This window comes from Bradyrhizobium sp. C9 (genome assembly GCF_002532045.1).
Classification (GTDB): domain Bacteria; phylum Pseudomonadota; class Alphaproteobacteria; order Rhizobiales; family Xanthobacteraceae; genus Bradyrhizobium.
On sequence record NZ_NWTG01000006.1, the window covers coordinates 174994 to 198788 of the forward strand.

Genomic DNA, 23795 nt, shown 5'->3' on the forward strand with positions numbered 1-23795 from the left:
GCCAAAACAGTAGGCTTGAAACGTTCCGAATGTCTCAAGTAGAATGCCGCGGCGGGATCAAGCAGGCTCCCGATGAGACTTCGGTCCAAGCTCTGCGCAGCACGCAACACGTGGAGCTTGCGCATGGATACCGAACGACAACCTTCCCGCAGACGTAGCGTCGCCATCCTCTCGCGAGGAGATGCCGTCGCGCGCCGAGATGCAACTTCCAACAGCGGCCGCTTCGTTGATGTCTTCGAAGCGCTCAGAGCCGTCGGCGTCGAAGCTCACCCAGCAATATACGACGAAAGCTTCGCCGACGCGGTCCGCGAACAACTGCTCGCAGTGGACGGCGTGCTTGTCTGGGTTAACCCTATCCAAGACGGCCGAAGCCGTGCCGGTCTCGACGCCCTGCTACGCGACGTCGCCGCGCGGGGCGTCTGGGTGAGCGCCCATCCAGACGTCATCCTTAAGATGGGTACCAAGGAGGTAGTCTATCGCACCCGCTCAATGGGCTGGGGGAGCGACACGGCTCTATATCAAACCGCCGAGGCAATGCGCGCTGAGTTGCCAACGCGGCTCGCCACCGGTCCGCGCGTGATCAAGCGCAGCCGGGGGAACGGCGGCCAAGGTGTCTGGAAGGTGGAGAAGTTACCGATGTCCTCCATGATCAGGGTGCTCGACGCGACCAAGGACGCGTCCGAGACATTGACGCTGGATGATTTTCTCCGTCGTTGCGCGGAGTACTTCGAGAACGGCAGCGTGATCGACCAAGCGTTTCAGCCTCGCCTGAACGAGGGCGTGGTCCGCTGCTACATGGCGGGCGATCGCTGCGCCGGCTTCGGCCATCACAAAGTCAAAGCGCTGGTCGACTCGCCGGCCGCGCGGTCCGAAGCCGGACCGCGACTATACACATCGAACGCAGATCCCCGATTCCAGCGGTTGCGTCGGCTGATGGAGGGCGAGTGGACGCCCCAGCTAACTTCGCTACTGAACATAGCGCGAGGCGACCTGCCAGCGATCTGGGACGCCGACTTCATGCTCGGCACCGCCCAGGTCGGCGGGAGCGACAGCTACGTGCTCGGCGAAATCAACGTCAGCTCGGTGCATCCCTACCCGGGAGAGGCGCCGGCGGAGATCGCCAGGCGCGTTGCTGATCGGCTGCAGCTTAGGCTTTGACGCATGCTGACGGTCAGCGGGCTCAAGCGCTTGCACATCTCCGTGTCATTCGACTTGCAGGACGGCGAATGTGTCGTCCTGCAAGGGCCTTCCGGAGTCGGGAAGACCTTGTTGCTCCGCGCCATCGCGGATCTCGATCCCAACGAAGGAACGGTTAAGCATGACGGAACGCTGAGGGAGGCGATGCCCGCCCCCGCCTGGCGAAAGCGAGTGACCTACCTCGCCGCCGAACCCGGCTGGTGGTCCGACACCGTGCAAGAGCACTTCATGGGTTGGGGTGATGCCATACCGCTGGTCACGCGCTTGGGGTTGCCGGACGACTGCGGACCGTGGCCGATCCAAAGACTTTCGACCGGCGAGAGACAGCGATTGGGGTTAGCGCGGGCGCTCATGCTGCGCTCGCCGGTGCTTCTGCTTGACGAGCCAACCTCGGCGCTCGACCCGGCATCCGCTGCGGGCGTGGAATCCTTGATCGCCGAACGCATTTCGAATGGAACGAGCGTTATCTGGAGCACCCACGACGACGCTCAAGCCCGCCGCGTCGGGTCAAGGATATTTACGATGGGCCCCGATGGCAGGATCGAGGAAAACGGGCGATGACCTACATTCAACTGTCGTACGGCGATTTGGTCCTGCCGGCCCTGCTTGTCGTTATGGACGGTGCTCTCTCGCTTGTTCTCCGCCTCAAGCTTGAAAAACAACTGGCTATCGCGAGCGTGCGGATGGTGCTTCAACTCGTCCTCGTGGGATACGTGCTGACGTTCCTGTTTGCCGCGGTGTCGCTACTCTGGACCGCTGTCGCCGCCTCCATCATGGTTCTCTTCGCCTCGAGGGAGATCGTCGCGCGGCAGAAGCGACGCCTCCCGGGCATTTGGAGCTACGGCTTGGGTGCGGGATGCACGCTGCTCGCCGCTGGTACCGTCACGACGTTCGCGCTCCTGACGGAACTACGCCCGGATCCCTGGTATCATCCGCGCTATGCGCTGCCTTTGCTGGGCATGATCCTGGGCAACACCATGACCGGGATAAGCCTAGGCTTGGACGTGCTGACTAACAGTCTAGTGCGCGAGCGAGCGGCCGTGGAAGCGTGTCTCGCACTCGGCGGCACCCGATATCAGGCCCTGCTACCAGTCATAAGGGACGCGCTGAGAAGCGGCTTCATGCCGATCATGAACAGCATGGCCGCGATTGGCCTCGTTTCCTTGCCGGGGATGATGACTGGACAGATTATTGCGGGCGTCGAACCGATCGATGCGGTAAAATATCAACTGCTGATCATGTTCCTGATCGCCGGCGGGACCGGCCTCGGAACATTGGCCGCCGTCCTGGGTGGCGCACACCTGCTGACTGATCATCGGCACCGGCTACGTCTCGATCGAATTGCAGCAGATGGGCCAGGATAACAAGCGCAGATTTGGTATGACTCAAGCTTAGCCTGGCCTCCGGAACATGGACGGCCCGATGCCCCGCCGCGCCAGAAGGAGCGTTGACTGATGGTGACGAATGGACGCCGCGAATGACGAACCTGCTTGGCAAGCTGCCCGGGGCGCAGCGGCCCATTCGAGCGGCGTTAGCCCTTCCATGGTCCGGTTCTCTTCATGCGCTTCGAACACGCGTTGCGCATACTTCTCAAGCGGCGCCTCGCACGCCTTGAACTTTTTCTCAGCCTCGGACGCCAAGGCGCACCATAGAGTTGGTCGCTGCCATTGAGGCTGCGCGACGGGTTCCTAGGCCTAGCCAGACGGGATCTGTCGGCGGCCGCCTCTAGGTTACTCGGTTACCCCGCGAAGCTTTTCTCAGGAAGCGAGCCAAAGCGGCTTTTCGTGAATCACGGTCCAGTGCCTTCTACATCTGTTTGCGCATTCGCGGCAGCATGCGTTTCAGAGTGCTGTCGCCAAAAACGATGTGATGCACGAGAGCGGCGACCATATGGAACGCAGCCAAGATCACGAGAAGATTAGCGAGAATTTCATGCACTTCCTTGAGGCTGTGCGCGAATGCATTGTCCGCAAGCCACGGCGATGGAATTTCGCCCAGCCCAAATAGTGATAACGGATGGCCCTGTGCGAACTGCAGCGCGATGCCGAAAGCAGGTACCACGATCAACAGTCCATAAAGCAGATAGTGCATCAACCGCGACGCCGGATCGGTCCATTCGATCAACCACCTGCCGAACTCCGTAGGAACGATCTTCGGTGGCGGATTTGCGATGCGCCATGGTATTCGCACAACTGCGAGCACCAGAACGGCCAATCCGATCCAGATATGCATCAGCAATCCAGATTCTTGTGCCGATCCTTCAGAAAGTTCTTCGCCGAACATGCCCAACGTCCAGGCCACGATGACGAGAACAACCGTTATCCAATGCAAAGTCTTGGCAACCGGGCCGTAGTCGTCGCTCGCTACGTTCGTCATGACCCTATCCCTTTATACAAAAATAGACCGGTGCCAGCGCGCGAAGTTGATCTGCATCAACGGAAGGATCTCGTTTGGCGGCTGGGTCCGACCCCCGGCGATCTGCGATAGATCAAATCGCCCGACCGCGCCGAGGCTAGGATTATCTTCGATGCTCAGCCGGAGGGTTCTATGGCGATCAAAGATATCCTGCTCACTTTAACGAGCTTCCCTGAATCGACGCCCGTTTCTGTCATTGACCGCGCGGTGTCCATCGCCTCGGCGCTTGATGCGCATATCGCCGCGATTTCGTGCGAGGTCCACGTCCAGGTCCCCGGCAGCCTTATTTCCTTTGGAGCGGCTGGAGCGATCGCTGCCCGCGAGTCCCATAGAAGTCACGACAGAGCCCAAGCGCTGCTCTCCACCTTTGAGGCAACCGCTGAAAAGGCCGGCGTGTTGCACGAGGCCGTCCTCGAGCGCAGCCTGACCTATCGGGTCCCCGAGCGGCTGGTGGAGTATGCACGGCTGCGCGATCTGACGGTCGTTTCGGTGCCGGAATCCTACGACCAATGGTACGCCGAGGCCATCATCTTCGGATCGGGGCGGCCGACCCTGGTGTTACCGGAAAGCCCGCCCTCCGGGCCGTTCGAATTGGGCACCATCGTCGTCGCATGGGACTTCAGCCGCTCCGCCGCGCGGGCAGTTGCCGACGCCATCCCGGTGCTGGAGAAGGCAAAGAGAGTTCGCATCGTCACGGTGACCAACGAAAAGGTCATCGACACCAAGCACTCGTCCGAGGAGCTTGCCAAGAACCTGGCGCGACACGGGATCGATGTGATCCTTGACGAGGTCGACGCGACCGGGCGGCCCATCGGTGATGTTCTCACGAGGGAGGTCGCCTCTTGCAATGCGGACCTGTTGGTCATGGGCGCTTACGGGCACTCGCGCTTTCGCGAGTTCATTCTTGGAGGCGCGACCAGAAGCATGTTGTCGAAGCCCCCGCTTCCCATTCTGTTTTCGCATTGAGTGACGGTGACGGATGTGGCGCCGCCCGAGCAAAGTCAGGAGACTACGCGGGACGCGGCAGGCAAAGGCGCCGCTGCGACCTTGCACAAGCCGGCGGCGATTCCGGTCTTTCACGCGAGGGGTCTGACGAAGACCTATCATATGGGCGAAGTCGATGTGCACGCCCTGCGCGACGTCGATCTTGACATTTTCGAGCGCGAGTTCGTCGTGCTGCTCGGCCCGTCTGGTTCGGGAAAATCGACGCTCCTGAACATCCTTGGCGGCTTGGACAGTCCGACCTCGGGTGAAGCCCATTGGCGCGACCACAATCTGGTCGGAGCCGAGGACGCCGAATTGACGCGCTACAGGCGCGAACATGTCGGCTTCGTGTTTCAGTTCTACAACCTGATTCCGAGCCTCACCGTGCTGGAAAATGTCGCGCTGGTGAACGAGATTGCCGAGAAGCCGCTTGATCCACTCGAAATTCTCACGCTGGTAGGCCTCGAGCATCGCGTCGACCACTTTCCCTCACAACTGTCCGGCGGTGAGCAGCAGCGTGTCGCGGTCGCGCGAGCCATTGTGAAATCGCCCGATGTCTTGCTCTGCGACGAGCCGACTGGCGCGCTGGACTACGAGACCGGCAAGGTGGTCCTGGCGGCGATCGCGCGCGCCAACGAGCGGTTCGGCACCACAATCATCATCATCACGCACAACGCGGCGATTGCCGGCATGGCTGACCGCGTGCTGCGGCTCGGCGGTGGACGGATTGTAGGTGAGGAGCGCAACGCCAGCCGGCTCTCTGCCGATGAGGTGCATTGGTGAGCTTGTTGGACCGCAAACTTGCACGCGACATCAGCGCCATTCGTGGCCAGGTGCTCACTATCGCGCTGCTGGTGGCCGCGGGTGTTGCGGTCTTTGTTGGATCGGTCTCCACCTACGTATCGCTGCGTTCCGGCTGCGAGCGGTTCTACGCCGCGGCCCGCTTTCCGGAGATTTTCGTGACGCTCAAGCGCGCTCCGTCGTCGATTGTGCAGCGGCTTGACGTCATTCCGGGGGTTATTGCCGTCGAGCCGCGCATCGTGCGCGAGGTCATCGTCGATTGGCCGGCGGCGTCTCAGCCGGTTTCGGCGCATATGGTTTCCCTGAAACATGCTGGCGATGAACAACTAGTGCAGTTGCATCTGCGGCGCGGCACGGCACCCGAACCGGGCTCTCCGAGAGACGCAGCAATCAACGAAGCCTTTGCCGAAGCGAACCACGTCAAGCCCGGCGATGAGATCCGCGTGCTGCTCAACGGCAAGGTTCAAGGCTTTCGCGTCTCAGGCATTGCGCTGTCACCGGAATATGTCTACGCGGTGAAACCGGGCCTGCCCATTCCGGACGACCGTCTCTATGCCATCCTTTGGGTGGATCGCAGCGCCGCCGAGGCCGCGTTCGACATGAAGGGCGCGTTCAACGATGTGGTCGTTTCGCTGGCACCGGACGTCGATCCCAAACCGGTCATTGCGGAACTGGACCGACTGCTCGAACCCTACGGTTCGGTTGGCGCCGTCGGGCGCCGCGATCAGCCTTCAAACCGGTTTCTCGAGGACGAACTGAACCAACAAAAGGTGATGTCGATCACCATTCCCGTCATCTTCTTCGGCGTGGCGGCGTTCCTGCTCAACGGTGCCCTTGGCAGGCTGGTCACTGCTCAGCGCGAACAGATCGCGGCACTCAAGGCGCTCGGCTTTCCGACAGTCACGCTCACATTGCATTATCTAAAGCTCGTCATCGCCATCGTGCTGATCGGATCGACGCTTGGCGTCGCGGGCGGTTTTGGCTTCGGGCAAGCGATGATGGCCAGTTATAAGGGCTTTTTCCGTCTGCCGGACCTCCCGTTTACGCTGACGCCGTGGTCTGTCGTGGCAGGGATCGCGATCAGCCTGATGGCCGGCTCGTTGGGGGTTCTGACCGCGTTACACGAGGTCGTCGGCCTGACGCCAGCCGTTGCCATGCGGCCAGCAGCCCCACCGGGCTTCCGCCGCTCCTGGATCGAGACGTTTTTTCCGGGCAAGGCGATTACGGCGCGCTGGATGATGATGCTGCGCAACATGGCCGGGCGACCGTTCCGATCGGTGCTGACGGTGATCGGCATCGCCTTCGCCGTTCCAATGATGGTGCTTGGGATCTTCTGGCGCGATGCCATCGATCAGATGGTCGACCTGCAATTCAACCTGGTTGAGCGGGGCAACACGGCCATCACTTTTCCTCACCCGATGGATCGCGCCATCGTTCGCGAGCTTGCACGCCTGCCCGGCGTGCTCGCGGTAGAAGGGCAACGGATCGTCCCGGTGCGGCTGCGAGCCGGACATCGCAGCTATCTGACCTCGGTGATCGGTCTTGCGGCCGCGGACGAATTGCGCCGGCCGCATGACGCGGCGCTGCGCCCGATCGCCACCTCGCCGGATGGAATTACCCTGACCCGGCGGCTGGCCGAACGCCTCGATGTGTGGCCAGGCGATCTCATCACGGTCGAAACCATGGAGGGGCGGCGCCTGAAGCGCGAACTTCCAGTGAGCGCCACAGTCGATGAATCGATCGGAATGGCGTCCTATATGGACATCGCTACGCTCAATCGCTTGACCGGTGAAGGCGCGGTCGTTTCCGCCGCCAGCCTTTATGTCGAGCCGACCGCGCTGCCGGCGCTGGGGCGCAGATTCAAGAACCTGCCGACCATCGAATCCGTCAGCATGAAGGCCTACACGCTATCGTCGTTTCTGGACAAGATCGCGGGGCTGGTTTTCGTCAGCGCCGGCATTCTCTCCGCCTTTGCTGCGATCATCACCGTCGGTGTTGTGTACAATAGCGCCCGCATCAGCCTCCAGGAGCGCGCCTGGGAGCTCGCGAGTTTGCGTGTGCTAGGCTTTACCCGCAGCGAGGTTGCGAGCATCCTGTTTGGCGAGTTCGCGGTCGAGATCGCATTGGGAGTTCCGATTGGGCTGTGGTTGTCGCGCGCCATCATCGGGCTGATCGCGAGATTCCATTCCAACGAAAGCTTTCAGATACCGCCCGTGATCGAACCGCGGACCTACCTGATCGCGGCCGGCGTCGTTGTGGCTGCCGCCGCGGCCAGTGCGTTCGTCGTGCGCAAACGTGTCGACAAGCTCGATATGGTTGCTGCTCTCAAGACGAGGGAATGAGCATGCGTATCGCTATCCGCCGCATTGCTATCCTCGCGGTAGTTCTGGTGACCGCGGCGGTGGCGGTTTGGGCGGTGATGCCAGGGCCAGTGCCTGTCGAGACGGCAATTGTAACCAAGGGCCGTTTTGTCGCCAGCGTCGACGAGGACGGCAAGACCCGCGTTCGCGAGCGCTATGTCGTGGCTGCTCCCTTGGCCGGTCGCCTCGGCCGAGTTCGGTTCAAGGTTGGAGACCCGATCAAGGTTGATGATGCCGTGGCGACGATCATCCCTTCGCCCGCGCCGCTGATGGACCCACGCACCCGTCACCAGGTGGAAGAGCAGCTCGGCGCAGCCGAGGCCAATGTGGAACGAGCCAAGGCCGGCGTCGAGCGGGCGCGTGCACAAAGCGATCAGGCGGGCGCCGATCTAAGCCGGACGCGAACCTTGGCTCAGCGCGGCGCAGCCACCGCACAGGCGCTGGAGCATGCTGAGCTGGCGGTTCGCCTGGCGGATCGGGATCTCCGCGCGGCAGAGTTTCTTGACCATGCTGCCGAGCACGAACTCAGCCAGATGCGAGCCCTGCTGGCCCGATATGGCAGCAGTACCAATCCCGACGAACCGCCGGAAAGCTGGAACGTCGGAGCGCCGGTCACCGGCGTCGTGCTGAAAGTGGCGCAGGAAAGCGAGACAATCGTCCGGCCGGGGACACCGATCCTGGATATCGGCGATCCCCACGACCTGGAGGTGGTGGTGGACGTGCTGAGCACGGATGCGATCGAAATCCGCCCTGGTGCCGAAGTGTCGATTGTCCATTGGGGCGGTCAAGGGTCGCTGTCTGGACGTGTCCGGCGGGTGGAGCCGGCAGCTTTCACCAAGATCTCGACGCTGGGGGTGGAAGAGCAAAGAGTCAACGTCCTGATCGACATCACCTCACCTGCCGAGCAATGGATGAGGCTGGGTGATGCCTATCAGATCGACGCGCAAATCGTCGTGTTCATGCAGGACGAGGCTACGATCGTTCCGGCGGGAGCTCTGTTTCGTCGCGGGGATCAATGGAACGTCTACGTCGTGAAGGATGGGCGTGCGCAAATCCGCGAGATTCGACTGCTTCGGCGCTCTGGACGCTTTGCCGCAGTCGGCTCCGGCTTGAATCAAGGTGAAGCTGTTATCGTCTATCCTAGCGATCGCGTCGCCTCCGGAGTGCGTGTCGGACCGCGAAAAGTGGGCGATTCGGCAGGTGGCTCTTGACCTCAATCAACACCCGGATGCGGCCAACGCTGCAAGCAAGCCGCAGGATACGAAACAGCTGATGCGCAAACCCTTTGCCGACGACCGGACGAACCGATGACCTCGAAGATTGCGGAGAATGTGGTTGAAATCCGCGTCGATGACATCGCGCAGCTCTTTCATACGCTTGATCCGTTTCCGTTTCGCGAGAAGGATCTCGACCGGGAAGCGGAGGAATATATTGTAGGATGGGCCAGAGAACTGCCCGCGGACCGACCTTTCAGGATCGTTGTCCACTTTCCGGAGGGTCAGTCGCAAACGGATCTGGCGCGAGACCTACCGGAAGCTCTCGGTAAATACTTCGCCGGTCGTGCAGGCGTCATTCAGGGAGACCTCAACGAGCTGTTCCGAATCGGCCGCCGATCCCTTGCAATAGGCGTGGCGATTCTCGTCGCTTGTTTGCTCGGATCAAATCTGGCGTCCGGTTTCCTCGCCGAGGCGCCGTTCAAAAAGATGGTCGAGGAAAGCTTCCTGATTTTGGGATGGGTCGCCAATTGGCGGCCGCTTGAAATCTTTCTTTATGACTGGTGGCCAATCGCACGACGACGCGATCTTTACCGCAGGCTGTCGACGGCAACGATCGAAAGGAAGCTTTACCGGAGGGAGACCCGAGCAGGCGTCACATCCAGCAACGCGCCGTAGCTAAATGAATCACAGATCTTCAGCCATGAAAACTGATGACAGCACTCCTGCGCGCCTGACCGGCCTTGACGAAAGCGAATCGCGAGCACGGCTGGCCGCCGAGGGCCCAAACGAACTGCCCCAGCCGGACCGCCGCACGCCGCTCCGCATTGTGCTGGAGGTGCTGCGCGAGCCGATGTTCGCGCTGCTGATTGGCGGCGGTGCTATTTACCTGCTGCTAGGTGATATCAAAGAAGCGTTGATCCTGGTTGCCTTCGCCCTGATGTCGATCGCAATCACGGTGGTTCAGGAGACGCGGACCGAGCGCGTGCTTGAAGCGTTGCGCAATCTGGCGAGCCCGCGCGCTCTCGTCATTCGCGATGGCGTGCGCAAGCGGATCTCCGGACGCGAAGTGGTACGGGGTGACGTCATTCTTTTGGTCGAGGGCGACCGCGTCCCGGCAGACGCGCTGCTGCTCGAAGCGCATGATTTGCAGACCGATGAATCCTTGCTCACCGGCGAATCCGTTCCAGTCCGCAAGCTGGTGACGCCCGACGCCGTGCGCGCGATGGTCGCACCGGGCGGCGAGGATCTGCCTTACGTCTATTCCGGCTCGCTGGTGGTACGCGGTGGCGGCATTGCCGAAGTCGTCGCCACGGGCACCAACAGCCAAATGGGCAAGATCGGCCAGTTGCTGCATCGCCTCGAGCCGGAGCCGCCCCGGCTGCAGACCCAGACCCGCAGGCTCGTGCGGGTGGCGGCAATGGGCGGCGGCGCCGTCAGCGTGATCGTCATGGTGCTCTACGGCCTGTTCCGCGGCGGATGGCTGGAAGCGCTGCTGGCGGGAATTACCATCGGCATGTCGATGCTGCCGGAAGAGTTTCCGGTAGTGCTCACGGTGTTCATGGCGATGGGCGCATGGCGAATCTCGCGCGCCCGTGTACTGACCCGGCGCTCTACCGCAATCGAAGCCCTTGGATCGGCGACCGTCCTGTGCACGGACAAGACCGGCACGCTGACCGAAAATCGGATGTCTGTCGCCGAACTGAGGACAGCGGAAGGTGAATGGCATCGCGGCGACACGGTTCCGGCCGTGCAGAGCTTCCGCGACGTCGTAACCTTTGGCGTTCTGGCTAGCGCACCGGAGGCATTCGATCCAATGGAAAGGGCGCTCCGGGACCTCGCGAACAGTCTATCCGGACAGGAAAGTCATTCACGCGTTTCCGGCGCAAAGCTGGTAAGGACTTATGGACTGAGGCCGGAGCTTCTTGCGGTCACGCAAGTCTGGGCGCCGGAGGGCAGCGAGCCGTTGATCGTGGCCGCCAAGGGGGCTCCCGAGGCCATTGGTCGCCTGTGCCGGCTCTCGAAAAGCGAAAGCACCGATCTGGAAGCTTCAGTGGACGCCATGGCGGCCGAAGGGTTGCGTGTCTTGGCTGTCGCGCGCACCCAGTCTGTCGGGCCGGGCCTGCCCGACGCCCCCACCGAATTCGCCTTCACGCTGCTCGGCCTTGTTGGCTTCGCCGACCCGCTGCGTGCAAGTGTTCCGGCCGCGGTGCGACAATGTCAGTCGGCCGGCATAAGGGTCGTTATGATCACCGGCGATTATCCGGCGACCGCCATTGCCATAGCGCACCAAGCTTCCCTTTCGACAAATGAGGTGGTGACGGGTGACACGATCGGCAAGCAGGACAGTGCTGCACTCATCTCATGCGCGAGGCGCTCGTCGGTGTTCGCGCGGATCGTGCCGGAACAAAAGCTGCGGATCGTTGAGGCGCTGAAAGCCGACGGGCAAATCGTCGCCATGACCGGCGACGGCGTCAACGATGCGCCGTCGCTGAAAGCGGCGCATATCGGCATCGCCATGGGCGGCCGCGGCACGGACGTCGCGCGCGAAGCCTCGTCCATCGTGCTGCTCGATGATGACTTCGGATCGATCGTCACCGCGATCCGGCTTGGCCGACGCATCTATGACAATCTCCGCAAGGCGATGGGCTTTATCGTTGCGGTCCACGTACCTATTGCGGGTCTCGCCTTGCTGCCGCTTCTTCTCGGATTACCCATCATTTTCAGTCCAATCCATATCGCCTTTCTCGAATTAGTCATCGATCCTGTCTGCTCCCTGGTTTTCGAGGCCGAAAAAGAAGAAGAAGACATCATGCGTCGACCGCCACGTTCACCCGCGGAACCTCTTCTGCCACTCCCCTTGATTGGCTGGGGGGCGTTACAGGGGGCTCTTGCCTTTGCAATGGCCGGCGCAATGTTCGTCTTCGCGTTAGGGAACGGTATGCCGGCCGATGAAGTTCGGGCGCTCACTTTTGTGGCGCTCATCCTTGGCATCTTCAGCCTCATTCTTGTGAACCGCTCCTTCAGCTCGTCTCTGAAACTGGCTGTACTTCGCCCCAATTTGGCACTCCTCTCAATCCTGCTCGCGGTTTGCACGGTGCTTGGCCTGTGTCTGTGGGTCCCTGCCGTGCGTGAGCTGTTCCGGTTTGGCGAGCTGCATCTGGACGACCTTGCCATCACGATAGGATCGGCGTTGCTTATCCTTGTAGCGTTGGAACTGTTGAAGCCTCTCTGGCGCGAGCGACTCAGAGCCTGAGGAGCTAGTTGTGCGAAACTAGATTGTGGCCGCTTTCCGCTTTGGAGCTAGCATCATCGGCACAGCAACCGCGCTACTGAAGAGCAGCGGCCAATCCTGGGGCAAGTGAAGAAGAAACGCTGCACTGCCGCCAATGATGGACCAAATGGTCGGGATGACCAGGAGAACGATTGGCGGACGTCGCAACGTCAAGAGAAGAATGCCAAAGGTGAAGATCGTAACCGGACAGGGCGTGACGCCGAATATAGGCAGTTCGGAGGCGCGATGCCCCGCGGCCATTCCAATAAGCGGGTAGGCTACCGAAGCGTAGATTACAAAGGACGCGCCAACCCATGTGGCCGCGCCGCGCGGAAGACCAAAGTCGATGCGAGAATAGATGCCCGCATAAGCGAGCGCGGCCGCCTGCACCACAAAGAGGACGGAGAAGGCATAGGCAGCTTTGTTGAGCGTCGCAAAGAATAACAGGTGATAGGCGAGCCCCGTCCAGGCCCACATCAATGCAAGAATGGCGGCGATGACCCGATCCGACCACAAGCTCATGCGGAAGAGCAGAAGAACGACCAAGCTTCCAAGAAGATAGGCGACGACCTGCGCGGGCCAGATGGCAGCGTTGTATCTGGTGAAGACAGCGAGAAATTGCTCGGGAGTAAACGGCAGCATTTTCGTTTCTCTGCTCTCACACCCAAATGTTCGTGCGTCATTTCGCCAAGGCGTTGACGAAGATCAAACCGGCCATTCGTTTCGGCGATCATTCTAGTTGGTAGCACGACGCAGTGCCGTCTTGTTCGGCAAAGCTGGTGACGGACCAAGGTAGACTGGGCGATCAAGGCGGCTTGCAACGGGAGATCACTCCATGCGCGCACTCATCGTCACGATTGTCCTACTGGTGTCGTTCGGTCCATCTTGCTCGCTGGCTCAAGATCAAGGGAAGGCCACGGCGACCGAGTCGCAGCCGCCGCGAGCCCAAGATGGCTTGACTAAACCTGCCGATCCGCAATCCGACGAAAATTACGAGCGACGGATAATGGAGCGGATGGGACCTGGCATGGATTGGGACCACCGCAAGCCGGGTCGCGATTTGCGACTCTCTCCTCGTCGCGAACGAGGCGATGAAGCACCTCTTCGCCGCGACTAACCGCGCCCAGTCGGGGTCGTTTACCTCACGGCCAGTGCTGGACGACGTAGCTGCCTTGAGCATCTCCGTCGGTTTGTCGGTGACCTGTGCTTTGGGGTTGAGTGACTGGCGAGCAAATCGATCCAGGCCCCAGGTTGATCTGCGTCAACCGACCGACACGACTCCTCAGCAAAATGGCTTGTCTGGAGAGCAAGTTATGACAAACAGGTGCGGGTTGGGCAAACTATCGCGACTGGGTTCGGCGCTTCAATCATCGGCGTCTCTGCATTCGCCGTCGAACCTGCTTTCGTCGCCGAAGGTGTGATCATAGAGGAAACCACGCCGGAGGACCTCGAGCGGATGAAGGATGCTCTCGCCCGGAAGGAACAATGGTTTCAGGAAATCGTCAGGCTTCCGAGGGAAAAAGTCGAGTGGCGCTGGGGCGTCGAGTACCCAACCGTCTTTCTTGCCAACGAGGCTAGGTCGGCTGATCTGATTGTGATCAAGAATAAGAGGGGCAAGGCAGACCAGTATCACTTGGTCGATTCTGCAGGAGCAGTCTTGCGAATGGGGCGACCGACCGTTTTGGTACCCGAGCATGCACACGAATTGCACGCGGATCGGGTCGTCGTGGGCTGGAAGGACACGAGAGAGGCCCGTCTTGCGGTTCGTGACGCTCTGCCGTTTCTCGGAAAGGCGTCGCACGTTACGATTCTCGAGATTTGCACGTCGAATGAACAGGATCTGGCGCGACGGCGTGTCCGCGATGTCGTCAGATATTTGCAGAGTCACGGCGTGAAATGCGAAGCTGACGTCCGAGTCCACATGGAGGAATCTGACGCACGTCACCTCATTGGCGTGGCGAAAAACGACCGTGCGGATTTGATCGTTACCGGAGCATATGGTCATAGCCGGTTCGGTGAGTGGATATTCGGCGGAATGACCCGAGGCCTGTTGGACGAGGCACCATGTTGCCTCTTGATGTCACATTAAGGCCGTCCGTTGAGGTCGCGTTGGCGGCGTGCCAGCTTTACGGTGCCTTTGATCTCACCGTTGGTGGGATCGACAAATAGTTCGACTCTCGCATTGTCCGCGTTGAGCGATTCGAATGCGGCGCAAGTGCTCGTCAGTCGGCCTTTCTCGATCTTGTAACCTTGCGATTCGACTTTCGTTTCCAGCGCCTGCAGTGAAAGCCACAAATGGCGCGGGACCGAAGTGCACGCCCTGTTGAAAGTTTCTGCCTGAGCGGTCTCGGGCGATAGAAGGCATATTACGGCTGTAACTGCTGACTGTAAGCGACGCACGATTGGCTCATCGATTGGGGATATCGATCACGCCAAATTCCGATACCGGCATGATCCAATAAACCATTCTCGATCCCGCGAATGCCATCTTGAGCCGCTCCAGGAGCTGTGTGGCCTCTTCCGCATGAAGAATTGTCCGCACCATGAGCTCATCGGCGTGCCCCTTGACCTGCTCGGCCGATGTCTGCAATCGGACGTCGGGACCGTGCCCCGCGGCGTCGGAGGCCGTGAAGCCCGGCACGAGATCGCGCTGCTCGCTCAGATAGTCGAAAAGCTCGTCTCGAAGCGATCGCGCGGCGATGAGCGTAAGGCAGACCCGTTCGGTGCTCATTTGGCCCCCTTCGCGATGCCGCCAAACCGGCGATACAGGATCGGCAGAAGGATCAGTGTCAAAGCCGTCGACGAGACGAGACCACCGATCACCACGATGGCCAGCGGACGCTGGATCTCCGAGCCCGGACCGCTCGCAAAGAGCAGTGGGACGAGGCCGAGCGCGGTTATGCTTGCCGTCATCAAGACCGGCCGGAGTCTTCGCGTGGCACCCTCCACGACGATCCGCCCTTCTGGCAGTCCATGGGCGCGGAGCTGATTGAAGTAGGACACCAGCACGACGCCATTAAGCACGGCGATGCCGAGCAGCGCGATGAACCCGACGGATGCCGGAACGGAGAGGTACTCACCGGTCAGCACCAGCGCAAACACGCCACCAATCGCCGCAAACGGGATATTGACCAACACCAACAGCGCTTGTCGGATCGAGCCAAAGGTCGTGAACAGCAGTACAAAGATCAGTCCGATCGCGACCGGCACGACGATCGAGAGGCGCGCGGCAGCGCGTTGCTGGTTTTCGAATTGGCCGCCCCAGGTGAGCCGGTAGCCCTGGGGCAGCGGCAACTCCGCCGAGACCCTCTGCTTGGCCGCGTCGACGAAGCCGACCATATCGCGGCCACGCACATTGGCCCGCACAATGCTCATTCGGTATCCGTTCTCCCGGCTGACGATGACTGGGCCGTCGACGCGATGAATTCGCGCCACCTGCGAGAGCGCGACGTGCTGGCCGTTGGCGAGTGTTAGCGGCAGGCTCGCCAGAAGCGTGGGCGCTTCGCGCGTCGTTTCGCTGCCCCGAATCAAGATCGGAGTGCGGCGGCCTTCTTCCAGTACCGTGCCGATCGCGCGGCCTTCGATCTGGGTACGCAACGAGTTGGAGATCGTGTCGACCGTCAGGCCGAGACGTCCCGCTTCCATGCGATTCACGGCAACCGTGTAATATTGCGCGCCCTCATTGAGGGTGGTGTAGACATCCTCGGCGCCGTCGATACTGGACAGAATGCCCGACAGTTTGCTCGCAATCTCGTTGAGCTTGGCGATGTCAGGTCCGAAGATCTTCACCGCGACGTCGCCGCGTACGCCGCTGATCATCTCCTGCACCCGCATGTCGATCGGCTGCGTGAAGCTGAGCGAAAGCCCTGGAAAATCGCCCAGTGCTCGCCGAAGCTCTTCAATCAGGGCGGATTTGTCGGTCGTCTTCCGCTCTTCTGCGGGCTTCAGAACCAGGAACGTATCAGTCTGATTGGGTCCCATCGGGTCCAGCCCGAGTTCGTCTGATCCGGTTCGGGCGACGATGCCCTTGACATCGGGCACCTTCGCGAGGAGGGCGGATTGAAGCCTGGCATTGATCGCAATCATCTCGTCGAGATTGATGGATGGCAGCGCCTCGACGCTGACGATGGTGTCACCTTCATCCATGGTCGGCATGAACGTCTTGCCGAGCCGCGTATAGGCGAAGCCTGCGGCAATCAGCGCGGCCAACGCTGCGATGATCACCTTGCGCTCATTCCTCAGCGCCCAGTTGAGAGCTGGTGCATACAAGCGTGATGCGATCCGGATCAGCCACGGCTCGTGATGTGAGGCGTTCTTGAGGAGAAATGAGGTCGCGACGGGGATCACGGTGAGTGCCAGAAGAAGAGAGGCGCCGAGCGCGAATATGATCGCGAGCGCGACGGGGATGAACAACTTTCCTTCGAGCCCCTGTAACGTGAGCAACGGCACGAACACGATCATGATGACCAGCACGCCCGACGCAACCGGCTGGAGCACCTCGCAGACCGAGCGAAAGATGATATGGACGAGCGGCGCGGCCTTTCCTTGCCGTTCCTTGCTGAGATTTCCCACCACGTTTTCGACGACCACGACCAGCGCATCGATCAGCATGCCGATGGCGATGGCAAGGCCGCCCAGACTCATCAGGTTCGCCGACATGCCGACGGTACGCATGACAATCAAGGCGATGACGATCGCCAGCGGCAGGCTGAGAGCGATCACCAGCGATGCCCGCCAATTGCCCAAGAACAGGAGCAACAAGACAATGACCAGAACGGTTGCCTCGCCGAGCGCGCGGATGACCGTTCCGACCGCGCGGTCGACCAGTCCGCTGCGGTCATAGAACACATTGATGCTGACGCTCTGCGGCAGCCACGGCTTGAGCTCGTCGAGGCGGGCGCGCACGTCACTGACGAGCTGGCGGGCATTGGCGCCGCGCAGGCCAAGAACGAGTCCTTCGACCGTCTCGCCGCGACCGTCGGTCGTCACGGCGCCATAGCGCGTTAGTGCTCCCAGCTGGACCCGGGCAACGTCCTTGACCCGGATCGGAATGCCATCCTTGGTGTCGATGACGATCTGCCTGATGTCCTCGATCGTGCGAATACTGCCCTCGATCCGCACCAGCGCGCTATCTTCGCCCTGGTTAACGCGACCGGCTCCGTCGTTGCGGCTGTTGGCGTCGATCGCGCGCCGAAACATGTCATAGGAAATGCCGCGTGCTGCGAGCGCATCGCTGAGCGGCACGATCTCGAAAGCACGAACATATCCGCCAAGCGCATTGACGTCGGCGACACCGGGAACCGTTCGGAGAGCCGGGCGGATTACCCAATCGAGCAGGCTGCGTCGCTCGGCCAGCGACAGATCCGGACTGTCGATGGTGAACATGAACATTTCACCGAGGGGGCTTGTGATCGGGGCTAGCCCGCCGGTCACTCCTTCGGGAAGGTCGCGCGAGATGTTGGACAGGCGTTCCGACACCTGGTTGCGCGCCCAGTAGATGTCAGTGCCGTCTTCAAAGTCGACGGTAATGTCTGCAAGCGCGTATTTGGTCGTGGAGCGAAGGATCTTCTTGTCCGGTAGCCCAAGCAGTTCAAGCTCGATCGGAACCGTGATCCGCTGTTCGACCTCCTCCGGGGTGAGGCCTGGCGCCTTCATGATCACCTTGACCTGGACGGGCGAGACGTCCGGAAACGCGTCGATCGGCAGGCTCGGCAAGAGCACCAAACCGGCTCCGGCCACAAGAAGCACGCCGAGGGTGACGAACAGCCTCTGAGAGAGCGCAAATGCGACAAGCCGCTCGAGCATGACTAGCCGGCTCCGAGCTTGAGCAGGATTCCGCGCAGCGCGGAGATCCCGCCGACGGCGATCTCATCCTTGTCGCTGATCGGGCCGGAGACCACGACATGGTCTTGGTCCTCCTCGAGCAGCGTGACCGGCACCAGACGAAAGCCGCCTTGGGTTGCGACGAATACCGAAGCCTGCTCGCCGCGCCGGATCAACGCAGTATAGGGAAGCTCCCATGCGCTTTCATTCGAGGAGGCAAAACCTATCCGCGCCTGAGCTGTCTGTCCGGGCCGCAGCTCGCCCGTGTTGGAGACTTCGGCGCGGACAAGGATGGTCTGGGTCGCTGCATCGGCGGTTTCCGAAATCAGCACGACCTGGCCCGGCGTTGTATAGCCATCAACTTCCACTTTCGCGCCCGGCCTGACGGCGCGGATGTTCGATGCAGGAACCGCGATCTCAACCCATAGCGGAGATAACTGTGCGAGCTTGATGAGCGAAGCCGTTTGCTCCACTCGCTGGCCCGGGGAAACCAGGATGTCGACGACGGTCGCCGATCGCGGCGCCGCAACCGAAAGGGTCGCGTTTATCGCAGCCTCGCTGGTCAGCTTCGTGATTGCGTCATCCGAAAGGCCGCTGAGCCGAAGCATCTGCCGCCGCTCCGCTACCAGAATGTTGGCCTGCCGGGCTTCGGTCTGGCTGGCCTCAAGAACTCGTTGCGCGACAGCATTTGTCTGGAAAAGCTGGGTATTCCGGTTGAGTTGCTGGGTGGCCAGAATGTCCTGCGCAACTGCCTGCATGTAATCGCGTTGCTGCGACACGAAACTTGGGCTCTCCATGACAACGAGCGGTTGGCCCGCGCTCACCCGGTCCCCTCGCGCGACCGAGAGGCCGGTCACCATGCCGGCTACCGGACTACTCACGACCCACAATTGCGGCGTGGGAATTACGATCTGCGCGGGATAGGGCAGCGTCTTGTCGGTCGGACTCGCAACCGGATGAGTGACGCGAACACCGAGGCTCGTTGCCTGCTCGGGGGTGAGCTTTATGGCATCCTCGGCCACCGCGATGGACGGCGAGCCGATAAGCGCCAATGCGAGTATCATTCGAGCTCGGCTCGACCACGACGTCAAACGCGGGCCCATGCGACAATATTCTGTCATTAGTCTCTCCACGCAGCCAGCGCGGAAGGCCTCCGTGAAGCGCTGCAGCCATTGCACCGGCAGGACCGAGGCATACTACTCTCCGGCTTACGGGAGGCTGTTGATCTATGTCAGCTATTTGTCAGGTGGCGATTGGGTTGACCGGCATAGTGGCAAGAGCAGGTATCGTGAGCGTAAAAGTGACGATCGCGTAGAGAGCCATGGATCTCAGTCGACATGTGTTTGCAGGTGCGCGCTTCATACCTGTTCGAAAGCTCTTCGCAGTCTCCGTATGATCACGCCACGCGCCCGGTCATCCGCCGCTGCCTCGATCTGCTCGTTGATATCGAGAAGTAGCCTGGACATATCGTTGTGCCAGTCGAGATTGACAACGGCATCGGGCGCCAGCCTGCGCCGGCGCATGACGTCGAGAGGCGTCGGTGCGGCCGTGGAAAGCTCATAAATGTCATCGAGCACCGGATTGAAGATGCTGGCCGTCGGAATTGTTCGCTCGGCTATTCGTTCAACGAGACCTTTGAGCGCGGGCTCCTCGCCATGGGTGATGAACACTCCGCGATGAATCGGTCGCCGCGCGGCAAGCCAGCGAGCCAGTTCGGGGCCGTCGGCATGGCCGGAATATTCATCGAGATACCTTATTCGCGCAGCGACCTTGATTTCGTCGCCCTGTATTCGGACGGCCTTTGCGCCATCGTGCAGGAATCGCCCAAGCGTGCCCTGCGCCTGGAATCCGACCAGCAGCACCGTAGCTTCACGCCGCCACAGCCAGCGCTTCAAATGATGCCGGATGCGACCGGCCTCACACATGCCGCTAGCCGCGATGATGATGTGAAATCCGGACAGTCTGGCGATCGACTTGCTCTCGTCGACGGTCTCGGTGAATCGCAATTGCGGCGAGGCCAGGAGCCGATCCACGTCGACCTCGGCATCGAGACTTGCCGCGTGTCTGCGGAACACCTCAGTCGCGCGGATCGCCAGCGGAGAGTCGAGAAATATGGGCGCGGTCGGTATCTCCCCTCGTTCCATCAGGTAAACAAGATCGACAATCAGCTCTTGCGTTCGCTCAACGGCAAAGGCCGGAATAAGCAACGCGCCCTTGGCGGCCGCGGCGTCGCGCACCTCCTGTGCCAGGTGAGCGCGCCTGAGCGAAGCGGTTGTCGACGGGCGGTCACTGTCGCCATAGGTGGACTCCGAAATCACATAGTCGAAACCGGCCGGAGCTTCCGGGTCCGGCTCCAGTAACTTGGCGTCCGGCCCGAGATCGCCGGATGCGAGTATGCGCAATGGCGCTCCGCCCGCACCGTGTTCGGCAAATTCGATCTCGATCGAGGCAGAGCCAAGCAGATGGCCGGCGTTCCAGTAACGGGCGCGGACGCCCGGCATCGCTTCGAACCATGTCTGGTATTCGACCGGCCGAAAAGCATCGAGCGTGGCCATTGCGTCGGCCTGGGTGTAGATGGGTTTGACTTCGTCACGACCGCGAGCCGTGTTTCGCCGATTCAACGCGGCGACCTCGGACTCTTGTATGTTTCCTGCATCGGGAAGCATGTACGAACACAGGTCGATGGTGCCGCGTGTTGCCATGATGTGGCCGGGAAAACCCTCGCGCTTGAGCTTCGGCAACAGGCCGCTGTGGTCAATATGCGCGTGCGTCAGCAACACCGCGTCGATCTCCTTCGGACGAAACGGAAACGGAGCATAGTTCAGTGCCTTCAACGTTTTCGGCCCTTGAAACAGGCCGCAATCGACAAGGAGGCGCCCTGTGGGCGTGTCGAAAAGGTAGCAGGAACCGGTGACTGTGCGGGCTGCGCCGCAAAACTGGACGGTGATGCTCACACGCTATTCTCCGCGATCGATGTGCCGACCACCTCTCGCCGCACTGCGTCGGCGAGAATGTGGTCCAGGGCAATGGCGTTGGTCGGATGGGGCACGCTGTTGGTGGACCGTAGTGAGCGGATGCCGGCGCGATCGAACTCGTTCAACAGCTCTGGCGGGAACAGCGCGTGAATCACCACGGCGTCGATCGAGCTGACGCCGGATGACGCAAGCGTCTTGGCGCAGGCGATAAGCGTACCGCCCGAGGAGACGATATCGTCAATGAGGACCACTGGACGATGCAGAATCCGTGCGGGATCGGAGAAGGCGATCTCCACCGAGCGATCGCCGCGGCGGAGCTTCTCGCCTACGATAAAAGCCAGCTCGAGCCGACCGGCGAGATCGCTCACCCAGGGCCGCGATTCTGCGTCGGGACCGACGACGAGAGTGGTGGGGTCGAGCGCATCAGCCCGAAGCACCAATGCGATCGCCGACGTCGCGGACAGATTGTGGGTCTCAGTTCCTGGAAATACCTGGCTCAAGGTCGCGGTGCGGTGCAGATGCGCTTCCACCGTGATCACACGGTCGAAGGTCTTCGCGAAGAGATCGCCAATGGCGCGCTGACTGATGGCTTCGCCGGCGTGGAACGCGGCGTCCTGACGCATGTAGCCGAGATACGGCGCAATCAACACCAGCCGTCGGGCTCCTCCACGACGCAATGCTTCCGCCGCGAACAACAGTGCGATCAGCTTTTCGTTCGGCTCATTGAGCGAACAGCAGATGATGGTCGTCGGGGCGGCCGATCCAACGGTAACGCGCAGCTCTCCGTCGGGAAATCGATGCACGGCAATCTCATGCCCGGGAACGCCAAGCCGCTCGGCGAGCTGTCTGCCAATGCCGACGGAGGCCGGCAGCCACTGGACAGCGGCGCAGGTCATGCTTTCGCCCCGCTAGGCAAGTCGTGACCGTCGATCAAATAGCCAGGGTCGTTCTGAGCCATGGAAACCGCAAGCTCAAACTGGGACGGTTCAAACGCGTGAATGCGGTACAGTGGCTCGCCTTGATCGACGCGGTCGCCGATCTTCTTGAACAGCTTGATCCCGGCTCCCTTGTCCAGGGGCGCGCCGGCCGTACGCGCCACCTGGTTGAGGCGCAGGCAATCGATGGTGGACACAACGCCATCGACCGCGGCGCGAATGTCGGCTGTCAGGGTACCCACTTCGGCTCGATACGGCGTGGGCCCCTGGGCTTCGATGATCTTCTGCATCTGTCGAAGTGCAGCGCCGCTTTCCAGCAGTTCGCGCGCGCGGGCGTAGCCGGCGCCGCCCCGCAGCGCCGGGTCACGCTCTAGAAGATGGGCAGCAAGCCTCAACGACTTTTCGAGCAGATCGCGCGGCGCGAGAGGTTCGTTGGCAAGCACCGCCATGACATCCTGGGCCTCAAGCGCCGGGCCTATGCCGCTACCTATCGGCTGCCGGCCGTCGGTCGTCACTACCTCCGTTTCAATGCCGAAATGATCGCCGACGAACTCGAACAGCTTGCGGAGCCGCATTGCTTCCGACGCGCTGGTGAGCTTTGCATTCGGCCCGATTGGCAGATCGATGAGAAGATGGGTCGAGCCTGCCGCGAGCTTCTTGGACAGGATGGAAGCAACCATTTGCTCATGAGTGTCGAGCGAGAGCGGCCGTTCGACGCCGATCAGAATATCGTCGGCCGGCGACAGGTTGACGTGGCCTCCCCAAACAAGGCAGCCGTTACAAGCGGCGACGACCTCCTTCATGGCCTCCACGCTGAGATCAACTCGCGCCAGCACCTCCATCGTATCGGCGGTTCCGGCGGGCGAAGTGATCGCGCGAGATGAGGTCTTGGGTATGGTCAGGCCATGCGCTGCCACGATCGGTACGATGATCATGGAGGTGCGATTGCCGGGAATACCGCCGATGCAATGCTTGTCGACGATGACGTTCGCATTCCATTTGAGCTGTGTACCAGCTTTGGACATGGCGCTGGTGAGCGCGAGCAGTTCTCCTGATGTCATGAAACCAGCCGAGCTGACCAGAAACGCGGCAATCTCCATGTCCGAATAACGATAGTGCGCGAGATCATCGACGATTGCGTCGATATCAGAAGACCCAAGCGTCCGTCCCTGAATCTTTGCGCGCACGGCGTCCAGGCTTGCCGGGGACGGCGCGGGCGTGACTGAGACGTAGGTGCCGACCGGTTCTGCAAAGCGGTGAAAGGCTGGCTCCGCAAGCCCGAACTCGTTTGGCCCCACCATGCTATCGTCGTCGGTCAGCAGCAGGGTCGCCAGTAGCACCTTCGAATTGCTACGCAGCTCGACCCTGCTGAAGCCACGAAATACTTCCGGGCGCAGGGCAGTCGAGCGCCGCGAAATCACGGCTACGTTTTCGCGCCCAGTGTCGAGATTGACGCGGCGTGATTTGAGCTGGGGGCGGGTCGACGTTATCTCGGTCATATGCGACAAGATACCGGCACCGCCGTGGGCCATATTGACCCAAATCATTTCTCTTGCCGGAGAGGACCGCTCCGGCAGGGTCCAGATTTGTCGCAAGTAGCGAGTTAGGTCGCCTGAACGGCTGCCTTGAGCTCCTCCCGGACTTTAGCAGCGATCGCCTCAAGTGCCGGGTTTTGAATCGCCTGCATTGAAGCGACCGGGTCCACGGCAGCGACTTCAGCTTTGCCACCAACTTCCTGGACAATGACGTTGCATGGAAGCATCCAGCATCGAAGACCCAACCGTTCGGTCGATTCGTTTTGGCCGCGCTCGTTTATA

Annotated in this window: 20 protein-coding genes and 1 pseudogene; 11 read left to right on the plus strand and 10 right to left on the minus strand. The window is 61.2% G+C overall.

All coding sequences use genetic code 11. The features are described 5' to 3' along the window. Positions 1-123 precede the first annotated feature (123 nt). Genes CO675_RS15695 through CO675_RS15705 form a run of 3 tightly spaced genes read left to right on the plus strand, consistent with a single transcriptional unit; the run spans position 124 to position 2561 of the window. Positions 124-1158 (plus strand): Cj0069 family protein, encoded by a 1035-nt coding sequence (locus CO675_RS15695; RefSeq protein ID WP_097672995.1) that lies wholly within the window; start codon positions 124-126, stop codon positions 1156-1158. Between the two features lie 3 nt (positions 1159-1161). Then, positions 1162-1758 carry an ABC transporter ATP-binding protein gene (locus CO675_RS15700; RefSeq protein WP_097672813.1) on the plus strand — a complete coding sequence of 199 codons (597 nt, stop codon included), beginning with the start codon at positions 1162-1164 and terminating at the stop codon, positions 1756-1758. After that, positions 1755-2561: an ABC transporter permease gene (locus CO675_RS15705; protein WP_097672814.1), complete on the plus strand. Its 807-nt coding sequence runs from the start codon at positions 1755-1757 to the stop codon at positions 2559-2561. The genes CO675_RS15700 and CO675_RS15705 overlap by 4 nt, the downstream gene beginning before the upstream one ends. A 442-nt stretch (positions 2562-3003) precedes the next feature. Here CO675_RS15705 and CO675_RS15710 read toward each other — a convergent pair whose 3' ends face one another. Further along, positions 3004-3573 (minus strand): cytochrome b, encoded by a 570-nt coding sequence (locus CO675_RS15710; protein WP_097672815.1) that lies wholly within the window; start codon positions 3571-3573, stop codon positions 3004-3006. A gap of 171 nt (positions 3574-3744) precedes the next feature. On the opposite strand from CO675_RS15710, the gene CO675_RS15715 reads away from it, so the two are divergent. The 6 genes from CO675_RS15715 (at position 3745) to CO675_RS15740 (ending at position 12227) form a co-directional block, all read left to right on the plus strand. Then, on the plus strand, positions 3745-4578 hold the full coding sequence (locus CO675_RS15715; RefSeq protein WP_097672816.1) for a universal stress protein: 834 nt from the start codon (positions 3745-3747) through the stop codon (positions 4576-4578). Between the two features lie 141 nt (positions 4579-4719). Further along, positions 4720-5379: an ABC transporter ATP-binding protein gene (locus CO675_RS15720; protein ID WP_198964615.1), complete on the plus strand. Its 660-nt coding sequence runs from the start codon at positions 4720-4722 to the stop codon at positions 5377-5379. After that, positions 5376-7739 carry an ABC transporter permease gene (locus CO675_RS15725; protein ID WP_198964616.1) on the plus strand — a complete coding sequence of 788 codons (2364 nt, stop codon included), beginning with the start codon at positions 5376-5378 and terminating at the stop codon, positions 7737-7739. The genes CO675_RS15720 and CO675_RS15725 overlap by 4 nt, the downstream gene beginning before the upstream one ends. Before the next feature lie 2 nt (positions 7740-7741). Then, a complete protein-coding gene (locus CO675_RS15730) occupies positions 7742-8968 on the plus strand; it encodes an efflux RND transporter periplasmic adaptor subunit (RefSeq protein WP_097672818.1) in 1227 nt (408 codons plus the stop codon). A 96-nt stretch (positions 8969-9064) separates the two neighbouring features. Next, entirely contained in the window at positions 9065-9649 is a 585-nt protein-coding gene (locus CO675_RS15735; RefSeq protein WP_097672819.1) for a hypothetical protein, read from the plus strand. Positions 9650-9674: 25 nt separating this feature from the next. Beyond that, entirely contained in the window at positions 9675-12227 is a 2553-nt protein-coding gene (locus tag CO675_RS15740) for a cation-translocating P-type ATPase (protein ID WP_097672820.1), read from the plus strand. Between the two features lie 18 nt (positions 12228-12245). On the opposite strand, the gene CO675_RS15745 is transcribed toward CO675_RS15740, so the two are convergent. Further along, on the minus strand, positions 12246-12887 hold the full coding sequence (locus CO675_RS15745; protein ID WP_097672821.1) for a DUF6064 family protein: 642 nt from the start codon (positions 12885-12887) through the stop codon (positions 12246-12248). A 193-nt stretch (positions 12888-13080) separates the two neighbouring features. Between CO675_RS15745 and CO675_RS39960 the strand changes: the two genes are divergently transcribed. Together CO675_RS39960 and CO675_RS15750 are read left to right on the plus strand one after the other, a co-directional pair. Further along, positions 13081-13362: a hypothetical protein gene (locus tag CO675_RS39960; RefSeq protein WP_143279020.1), complete on the plus strand. Its 282-nt coding sequence runs from the start codon at positions 13081-13083 to the stop codon at positions 13360-13362. Positions 13363-13569: 207 nt separating this feature from the next. After that, positions 13570-14334: a universal stress protein gene (locus tag CO675_RS15750; protein WP_097672822.1), complete on the plus strand. Its 765-nt coding sequence runs from the start codon at positions 13570-13572 to the stop codon at positions 14332-14334. On the opposite strand, the gene CO675_RS41995 is transcribed toward CO675_RS15750, so the two are convergent. From CO675_RS41995 to CO675_RS15790, 8 genes and pseudogenes are all read right to left on the minus strand, one after another. Next, positions 14331-14645, minus strand: coding sequence for a PepSY domain-containing protein (locus tag CO675_RS41995; RefSeq protein WP_158231255.1), 315 nt, complete (start codon positions 14643-14645; stop codon positions 14331-14333). The two genes, CO675_RS15750 and CO675_RS41995, sit on opposite strands and share 4 nt — an antisense overlap. A 7-nt stretch (positions 14646-14652) precedes the next feature. Further along, entirely contained in the window at positions 14653-14976 is a 324-nt protein-coding gene (locus CO675_RS15760; RefSeq protein ID WP_097672824.1) for a DUF3240 family protein, read from the minus strand. After that, entirely contained in the window at positions 14973-18050 is a 3078-nt protein-coding gene (locus CO675_RS15765) for an efflux RND transporter permease subunit (RefSeq protein ID WP_097672825.1), read from the minus strand. Before CO675_RS15765 ends, CO675_RS15760 begins: the two co-directional genes overlap by 4 nt. Before the next feature lie 2 nt (positions 18051-18052). Next, positions 18053-19132, minus strand: a complete 1080-nt coding sequence (locus CO675_RS15770; protein ID WP_245452772.1) for an efflux RND transporter periplasmic adaptor subunit — start codon at positions 19130-19132, stop codon at positions 18053-18055. A 294-nt stretch (positions 19133-19426) separates the two neighbouring features. Beyond that, positions 19427-21022 (minus strand): MBL fold metallo-hydrolase, encoded by a 1596-nt coding sequence (locus tag CO675_RS15775; protein ID WP_097672827.1) that lies wholly within the window; start codon positions 21020-21022, stop codon positions 19427-19429. Further along, complete coding sequence (locus tag CO675_RS15780; RefSeq protein ID WP_097672828.1) at positions 21019-21939, minus strand: ribose-phosphate diphosphokinase; 921 nt, start codon at positions 21937-21939, stop codon at positions 21019-21021. The genes CO675_RS15775 and CO675_RS15780 overlap by 4 nt, the downstream gene beginning before the upstream one ends. Continuing rightward, positions 21936-23477: a thymidine phosphorylase family protein gene (locus CO675_RS15785; protein ID WP_097672997.1), complete on the minus strand. Its 1542-nt coding sequence runs from the start codon at positions 23475-23477 to the stop codon at positions 21936-21938. The genes CO675_RS15780 and CO675_RS15785 overlap by 4 nt, the downstream gene beginning before the upstream one ends. Before the next feature lie 104 nt (positions 23478-23581). Then, positions 23582-23740 (minus strand): annotated as a pseudogene (locus CO675_RS15790) (DUF302 domain-containing protein); the annotation flags it as partial. Positions 23741-23795: the final 55 nt, after the last annotated feature.